Source organism: Phenylobacterium sp., assembly GCF_028290885.1.
Classification (GTDB): domain Bacteria; phylum Pseudomonadota; class Alphaproteobacteria; order Caulobacterales; family Caulobacteraceae; genus Phenylobacterium.
In genome coordinates, this window is record NZ_JAQGIZ010000221.1 from 1 (window position 1) to 6,368 (window position 6,368).

Sequence of the window (6,368 nt, forward strand, 5' to 3'; positions counted from 1 at the left end):
GCGAATCCGTTTCGAAAGATACGCGCGGCCCAACGTGGGGACTTGCGGAGAGGTTCCACGGCTGGAGGGTTCAACGCCCCGTCGCGACCGTGCGGCCGTCCAGGCGGCGCGGCGGCCAGCACCGCCGCGAGCGCCAGCGGCGCCAGTTGAGCCCTTGCCAATGCCGCGTCCCAACCAGCCCAGCCGCATTTGGCGTACCACCGTTCGCCTAACGTGATAGGTCCGAAAAAGAGGTGCGTTCTGATTTTGTTCTCGAACGTGGTGGGCAGCCGGCGCGGCGATAGTTTCCGGACTGAAAAGCCGGTTTACTCGGCCGAAATGAACCGAAGTTTCACCCTAGCCGGGCAGGATGAGGGTCCGCGGAAGGACCGAGGCGAATGGACGAAGTACAGGACAGCGACCGCGGCGGATATGCCGGCGGCGGGGGCTTCGGCCTCATGGTGCTGTGGATGCTGGCCTGCTCGGCCGTCATCCTGTTCGGCCTGAGCCGGATGCATCCCGAGATCGGCGCGCGCGTGGCCTACGCCTTCCGCGATCCGGCCCTGGACCTGACCAAGCCGTTCCCGAACTGCAAGGCCGCCCATGCGGCCGGCTTCTACGACATCCCGCGCGCCTCGCCGGCCTATGTGCAGTGGCAGGACCCGGGCAACAACGGGATTGCCTGCGCCCCGGCGCCCGATGGCCCGGGGCCGGACGCGTCCGTCCGCACGGCGCTGATCTGGAAGCGCCTGTCCGGCCGCTGACCTTCGCCCCCCTCCCCCGCCCGGAGCGGAGGAGGAGCGCGGCGGCGCTATTTCTTCACTGGGGCCGCGGCGGCCGGAGCCTTGGCTTCGGCGGCGGGAGCCTTCGCGTCGGCGGCGGCGGCCGGCTTGGCCGCATGCTTCTTCTTGGCCTTATGCATCGGCTTCGCCTTTTCGGGCGGGTTGGGGATGGGCTGCATCGTGCCCGTCTGGGCGAGCGCTGTGCTCGCCATGAAGCCTGTGGCGACGAGCGCCAGGCCGATCGTCTTGAGTTTCACGTCTGTCTCTCCCTGTCGCGGCCCGGACCCCGTCTGGGCCAGACTCACTTAAGAGACGGTAATCCAGAGCGGGGCCGCTGTGGAGATGGCGCGCGCGCGGCCTATAGTGAAGCCATGAGTCGACCGCTTGCCGCCGCCCTCGCCCTCGCCGGTCTTGTCGTCCTGGGCGGGACGCCGGCCGCCTCCGCCGAGCCCAGGGGCAAGACCGTAGCCCTGCCGGGCCTGCGCTACGAGGTGCTGGCTTCGGGGCCGGCTGCGGGCGCCCATCCGACGCGGGCCGACAGCGTGGCCATGCGCTACGTGGGCCGGCTCGAGGACGGCGAGGTGTTCTCGACTTCGCCGGACGACGGGAGCGGGCTCTCGACCTTCGCGGTGAAGGAGGTGATTCCCGGGATGAGCGCGGCCCTGCAGCTGATGCGGCCGGGCGACCGCTGGCGGATCACCATGCCGCCGTACCTCGCCTACGGCCCCGGGCGCCCGTTCACCCCCGGCCCCCAGGCGGCCAGCGCCCAGGTCACCCAGAAGCGCGGCATCCCGCCGAACGCGACACTGGTCTTCGACGTGGAGCTCGCGGCGGTGCTTCCGGCGAAGGCGCCGTAGCGTCGTCAACGTCTTGGGCCGGTGCGTTCGAAGCGTAACCGCAGACCCTTGCGCGGCGCGCCGGGACGTGGCCCCTTAATCCATGACCGCCAGCGCTCGCGAACCACAGGGTCTCGCACTTTCAACAAAGGCGGCGGGGCGAGGTGGCGTGGACGGGGATGGGACGAAACCACCGGTGGAGGACAAAGGCCACCGCCCGGCCCACCGGTCGGGCCGCGTCTTCGGCCTGCTGGCGGCTGTCGGCTTCTCGATCGCCATGTGGGTCTTCCTGGCCATGGCGGTGTTGGGCCTGATCCTGAAGATCATGGGCTAGAGTTTTTGCGTGCTCGCTCTTCCTGATCGGCCGACTTGTTCCACGCCAGCCGGGAAACCAATCTTTGCTCGGCGCGGCCGCCCGCACAGGGTGTAGGGTCGGCGGATGGACGACCTGAACGACGCCCAACTCAACGCGCTGCAGAACCTGGCCCTCAAGAAGGCCGGCAAGGACGCGCCGTTCATCAACATCGGCGCGGCGCGCGCGCTCACCGAGCTGGGCCTGGCCGAACGCAGCCGCGAGGGCTGGGACATCACGCCGGAGGGCTCGGCCCTGCTCGCCCGCCGCGCGGGGCCGCCAAGCTGAGGCTACGGCACAGCTCTTGAAGCGTCTCCGACGGATTGAACCGAAACAGAACAGGTTCGCCGAACGCAGGAGACACGAGCATGGCATTCGCCGCAGTTGTCGCGCGTACCAGCCAGAATGGGCTGGAGTACCTCGTCCGTGAGACCGGCCGCGACGAATGGGCGGTGAGCGCCCAGGCCGCCGCCCGGTTCCAGAACCTGCGGGAAGCCACCCGCGCGGCGCTGCGCCTGCCGGGCAGGTTCAGGGCCTTCGCCTTCCCCGCGGACTCCATCGCAGAGCTCTAATCCGCGTTTTGGTTTGCCGCCGCGCCCGCCGATAGGCGAGGATCGTCCGACGGGCCCCTGAAGAGGCCGCGAGGAGACGATCCGCATGGCCGAAGCCATTCTGGAGCCCGATCTGCCGATCGTGGATCCGCACCATCACCTGTGGGACCGCCGGAACCAGGCCGCGCCCCCCAGCGGATCCGGCGCGCCGGAGCATCCGTTCATCACTGCCATCGCCGACGCGCGGCGCTACCTGCTGGACGAGCTCCTGGCCGACACCGGCAGCGGCCATAACGTCATAGCCACGGTCTTCGTGGAGTGCGGCGCCTTCTACAAGGCCGAGGGGCCGGTGGAGATGCGGCCGGTCGGCGAAACCGAGTTCGTCAACGGCGTCGCCGCCATGAGCGCCAGCGGGATGTACGGCGAGACCCGCGCCTGCGCGGGCATCGTCAGCCGCGCGGACCTCACGCTAGGCGATGGCGTGGCGCCGGTGCTGGAGGCGCACGTCCGGGCCGGCGGCGGCCGCTTCCGCGGCATCCGCAACTCGGCCTCGTTCGAGGCGGATCAGGAGGTGCTGGGCCCGCTCAACCGGGTGGAGGCCGGCCTCTATCTCTCGGACCAGTTCCGCAAGGGCTTCAAACACCTGGCGCCGATGGGCCTGACGTTCGACGCCTGGCTGCTGGAGCCGCAGCTGCCGGAGGTCATCGACCTCGCCCGCGCGTTCCCCGACACCACCATCATCCTCGACCACGTCGGCACCCCGGTCGGCCGGGCGAGCTACCAGGGGCGGCTGGAGGAGCGCTTCCCGACCTGGCGCAAGAACATCCATGAACTCGCCAGGTCGCAGAACGTGGTGGTGAAGCTGGGCGGCCTGGCCATGGCCTTCTGCAACTTCCCGTCGTTCCTGGCCGAGCCCCGCTCACCGTCGGGAGAGCTCGCCGCCGAATGGGCGCCCTATATCGAGACCTGCATCGAGGCCTTCGGGCCGCAGCGGTGCATGTTCGAGAGCAACTTCCCGGTGGACATGGGCAGCTGCACCTATGCGACCCTGTGGAACGCGTTCAAGCGCATCGCCAAGGGCTACAGCGCCGACGAGAAGACCGCGCTGTTCAGCGGCACGGCCGCGAAGACCTACCGTCTGGAACTGCCATGAGACGCGCGATCCTTCTGGCGGCGATCCTGGCGCTGGGCGCGTCGCCGGCACTCGCCCAGCCCGCGAACATCCCCGCCGCCGTCTACACCGACCCGGCGCCCGACGCCGCGCACCCGCCGCGGATGGAGGTGCTGCACATCCCGAGCGGCGGGGTGCTGATCAACGGCGTGGCCTACCTGGCCGGCGGCGCAGGGCCGCACCCGACGGTCGTCCTGCTGCACGGCCTGCCCGGCAACGAGAAGAACCTCGACCTGGCGCAGGCGATCCGGCGCGCCGGCTGGAACGTGGTCACCTTCAACTACCGCGGCTCCTGGGGCAGCCCCGGAACCTTCAGCTTCGAAGGCAACCTCGCCGACGCCAAGGCGGTGCTGGCCTTCGTGCGCGACCCGGCCAACGCCGGACCCCTGCAGGTCGACACGAAACGGCTGGTGCTGGCCGGCCACAGCATGGGCGGCTGGGTGACGGCGCTGACAGCGGCTCAGGACCCCGGCCTCGCGGGCGCGGTGCTGATCTCGGCCGCCGACATGGGCGGTCGCGGGGCTGTCCCCGCGGCCAGGCCGATCGTCGCCAAGTCGATGGCCGGCGACATGGAGAGCCTGGCAGGGACCTCGCCCGAGAAGATGGCCGACGAGATCATCGGCTTCTCGCCGAGGCTTTCGTTCGACGCGGCGGTGGCCAAGGGTCTGGCCGGCAGGCCACTGCTGGTGCTGACCTCGGACGACGGCCTGGCGCCGAACGCCGAGCGGCTGGCCAAGGCGGTGCAGGACGCGGGCGGCAAGTCCGTCACCGTGCGGCACGAGGCGACCGACCACAGCTGGAGCGGCCGGCGCGTCGCGCTGGAGGCGGCGGTGATCAGCTGGCTGCAGGACCTGAAGTAGCGGCCGCGTCGGTGTCGCGGCGGCGGTGCTGGCGCATGTCGCCCTGGACGATCTGGCGGTAGCGGGCGAGGTAGATCGGGACCGCGGCCATCAGCACGCCGGCCATGTCGGCGAACATATGTGGGGCCGAAAGCTCGCGGCCCTCGACGCAGGGCGCCACGCCCACCGCCAGCACCAGCCAGATGGCCACCATGGCGATGTCGCCGCGCCGCACGAAGGGCAGCACGCCGTAGGCCCCGGCCGTCACGCCGTAGAAGATCAGGCCGCCGATCACCTCGCTGCCGGGCGATACCGCGGAGGCAAGTGACAGGGGGGCGACCAGCATGACGGCGCAGCTCAGCACGAGCAGGGCGGAGACGAGACGCGTGATCCTGACGGGAATGGTTGGAAACACCTTGCGGGACCCCGATTGGCGACATCGCTGTCTTACGCCCCTCCCGGTCAATCCACGGTGAACTTACGTGGTTAGCGGGGACTGAAGCTTGAGCGTAAGCCATCAATGGCCGGTTTTACGAAGCCGGCGGCGGGTTGTAGGGGTAGCCGCATGGCCGAGGTGTCCGACATCGCCGTCTACCAGAAGCTCTCGGCGATCGCCGACGAGCTGGACCAGATGGCCTCGGAGGGGGCGACCCTGGTCGGCGACGCCGCCCTGACCACCGCAGCCCGCACCGTGCGCGGCATGGCGAGCGCGGTCTACCAGCACATCATGAACAACGCCGACGAGACCCAGGACAGCTAGGGGCCATGACACCGCCCGTCGACCGCCTCGTCCCGCTCGTACTGGTGGGCTTGCTGATCTGCATGGAGCTCTACGCGAGCCGGGTGCGCCGGGCCGAGGCCAAGACCCGCGACGGCGGCAGCCTTATTCTCGTCTGGGGGTTGGTGGGCGCCAGCTACTGGGTCGCGTTCGGGCTCTGGGGCCGCCATACGCCCGGGCCGCTGTTAGGCGAGTGGGCGCTTTGGACCGGCGCGGCGGTGGCGCTGGCCGGCATGGCTTTGCGGGTGTGGAGCGTCACCACGCTGGGGCGCTACTTCACCTATGTGGTCAAGGTCACCACCGACCAGCCGGTCGTGGAGACCGGGCCCTACCGGCTGCTGCGCCACCCGTCCTACGCCGGCGCGCTGCTGACGGCGCTCGGCATCGGGCTTTCGCTCCGCTTCGCGCTGGCGCCGCTGATCCTCGTCGCGGTCCAGCTCGTCGCCTACTCCATCCGCATGGGCGTGGAGGAGCGGGCGCTCGCCGAGGGGATCGGCGAACCGTATCGGGCCTACATGACCCGCACCAAGCGGATCATCCCTTACGTCTGGTGAGGGGCGTCCGGACGTCTGGTGAGGGGCGTCCGGCGAGGGACGCTTGGCGAAGAGCGTCCGGTGAGCGCCGCAGGGCGGTCACACAAGCGCCGAACTCGGGCGTGAGGGTCGCCAGACATCGGGGACCTCGCATGACGCCTTTCCGGAACGACGACGCCAATCCGTTCGCCAGGAAGAGCCCCTGGCCGAGCCTGCCCCAGGCGCCGATCCGCCTGGGCGCCCTGCCGAGGGCCACCCCGCCGCCCAGCGCGCCGGCCGCCGCGCCCGTCCCGCAACCGGAGCCCGAACCGCGGGCATTCTTTGTCGCCGCCACGCCGGCGCCCGCTCCGGAGCCCCTGCCGGAACCGGAGCCCGACCCGGTCGTCACCATGACCCCGCCGCTCTCGCCCGAACCGCCTTCGGAACCCGAACTGGTCGCGGCGCTGGAACCCGTTGCGGCGCGAGAGGACCCACCGCTGGTCATGCCCATCGGGGGACGGCCTGCCCGCGCAGGGCGCGCGCCGGCCCCGCGCGAGGGGGCGCCGCG

The 6,368-nt window shown here is 70.5% G+C and carries 11 protein-coding genes and 1 pseudogene; 10 read left to right on the forward strand and 2 right to left on the reverse strand.

Annotated features, from left to right (window positions below; all coding sequences use genetic code 11):
* Positions 1 to 377: 377 nt before the first annotated feature.
* Positions 378 to 743, forward strand: coding sequence for an excalibur calcium-binding domain-containing protein (locus tag JWP28_RS14805; protein WP_299544049.1), 366 nt, complete (start codon positions 378 to 380; stop codon positions 741 to 743).
* A gap of 47 nt (positions 744 to 790) precedes the next feature.
* Here the strand turns inward: JWP28_RS14805 and JWP28_RS14810 are convergent, their stop codons facing one another.
* Positions 791 to 1,018: a hypothetical protein gene (locus JWP28_RS14810; protein WP_299544050.1), complete on the reverse strand. Its 228-nt coding sequence runs from the start codon at positions 1,016 to 1,018 to the stop codon at positions 791 to 793.
* 114 nt (positions 1,019 to 1,132) lie between these two features.
* Here JWP28_RS14810 and JWP28_RS14815 point away from each other — a divergent pair, with 114 nt between their 5' ends.
* The 6 genes from JWP28_RS14815 to JWP28_RS14840 all read left to right on the forward strand — a co-directional run bounded on the left by JWP28_RS14815 (position 1,133) and on the right by JWP28_RS14840 (position 4,531).
* The gene (locus JWP28_RS14815) at positions 1,133 to 1,618 is read left to right on the forward strand and encodes an FKBP-type peptidyl-prolyl cis-trans isomerase (protein WP_299544051.1); all 486 of its coding nucleotides are present in this window, start codon (positions 1,133 to 1,135) and stop codon (positions 1,616 to 1,618) included.
* A gap of 175 nt (positions 1,619 to 1,793) precedes the next feature.
* Complete coding sequence (locus JWP28_RS14820; RefSeq protein ID WP_299544053.1) at positions 1,794 to 1,931, forward strand: hypothetical protein; 138 nt, start codon at positions 1,794 to 1,796, stop codon at positions 1,929 to 1,931.
* Between the two features lie 105 nt (positions 1,932 to 2,036).
* The gene (locus JWP28_RS14825; RefSeq protein WP_299544055.1) at positions 2,037 to 2,237 is read left to right on the forward strand and encodes a hypothetical protein; all 201 of its coding nucleotides are present in this window, start codon (positions 2,037 to 2,039) and stop codon (positions 2,235 to 2,237) included.
* Positions 2,238 to 2,317: 80 nt separating this feature from the next.
* On the forward strand, positions 2,318 to 2,521 hold the full coding sequence (locus tag JWP28_RS14830) for a hypothetical protein (protein ID WP_299544057.1): 204 nt from the start codon (positions 2,318 to 2,320) through the stop codon (positions 2,519 to 2,521).
* A gap of 85 nt (positions 2,522 to 2,606) precedes the next feature.
* Positions 2,607 to 3,653 carry an amidohydrolase family protein gene (locus tag JWP28_RS14835; RefSeq protein ID WP_299544059.1) on the forward strand — a complete coding sequence of 349 codons (1,047 nt, stop codon included), beginning with the start codon at positions 2,607 to 2,609 and terminating at the stop codon, positions 3,651 to 3,653.
* Positions 3,650 to 4,531: an alpha/beta hydrolase gene (locus JWP28_RS14840; RefSeq protein ID WP_299544060.1), complete on the forward strand. Its 882-nt coding sequence runs from the start codon at positions 3,650 to 3,652 to the stop codon at positions 4,529 to 4,531. The genes JWP28_RS14835 and JWP28_RS14840 overlap by 4 nt, the downstream gene beginning before the upstream one ends.
* Here JWP28_RS14840 and JWP28_RS14845 read toward each other — a convergent pair.
* Positions 4,506 to 4,856: a hypothetical protein gene (locus JWP28_RS14845; protein WP_299544062.1), complete on the reverse strand. Its 351-nt coding sequence runs from the start codon at positions 4,854 to 4,856 to the stop codon at positions 4,506 to 4,508. The genes JWP28_RS14840 and JWP28_RS14845 overlap by 26 nt on opposite strands.
* 219 nt (positions 4,857 to 5,075) lie before the next feature.
* Here JWP28_RS14845 and JWP28_RS14850 point away from each other — a divergent pair, with 219 nt between their 5' ends.
* From JWP28_RS14850 to JWP28_RS14860, 3 genes and pseudogenes are all read left to right on the forward strand, one after another.
* On the forward strand, positions 5,076 to 5,270 hold the full coding sequence (locus JWP28_RS14850) for a hypothetical protein (protein WP_299544063.1): 195 nt from the start codon (positions 5,076 to 5,078) through the stop codon (positions 5,268 to 5,270).
* Between the two features lie 5 nt (positions 5,271 to 5,275).
* A complete protein-coding gene (locus tag JWP28_RS14855; RefSeq protein WP_299544065.1) occupies positions 5,276 to 5,842 on the forward strand; it encodes an isoprenylcysteine carboxylmethyltransferase family protein in 567 nt (188 codons plus the stop codon).
* A gap of 131 nt (positions 5,843 to 5,973) precedes the next feature.
* Positions 5,974 to 6,368 (forward strand): annotated as a pseudogene (locus JWP28_RS14860) (hypothetical protein); the annotation flags it as partial.

Bases quoted from the DNA above. Each gene is read 5' to 3' on its own strand.
- JWP28_RS14805 (WP_299544049.1), top strand. From the start codon at position 378: ATGGACGAAGTACAGGACAGCGACCGCGGCGGATATGCCGGCGGCGGG.
- JWP28_RS14815 (WP_299544051.1), top strand. From the start codon at position 1,133: ATGAGTCGACCGCTTGCCGCCGCCCTCGCCCTCGCCGGTCTTGTCGTC.
- JWP28_RS14825 (WP_299544055.1), top strand. From the start codon at position 2,037: ATGGACGACCTGAACGACGCCCAACTCAACGCGCTGCAGAACCTGGCC.
- JWP28_RS14830 (WP_299544057.1), top strand. From the start codon at position 2,318: ATGGCATTCGCCGCAGTTGTCGCGCGTACCAGCCAGAATGGGCTGGAG.
- JWP28_RS14835 (WP_299544059.1), top strand. From the start codon at position 2,607: ATGGCCGAAGCCATTCTGGAGCCCGATCTGCCGATCGTGGATCCGCAC.
- JWP28_RS14840 (WP_299544060.1), top strand. From the start codon at position 3,650: ATGAGACGCGCGATCCTTCTGGCGGCGATCCTGGCGCTGGGCGCGTCG.
- JWP28_RS14845 (WP_299544062.1), bottom strand. From the start codon at position 4,856: ATGCTGGTCGCCCCCCTGTCACTTGCCTCCGCGGTATCGCCCGGCAGC.
- JWP28_RS14850 (WP_299544063.1), top strand. From the start codon at position 5,076: ATGGCCGAGGTGTCCGACATCGCCGTCTACCAGAAGCTCTCGGCGATC.
- JWP28_RS14855 (WP_299544065.1), top strand. From the start codon at position 5,276: ATGACACCGCCCGTCGACCGCCTCGTCCCGCTCGTACTGGTGGGCTTG.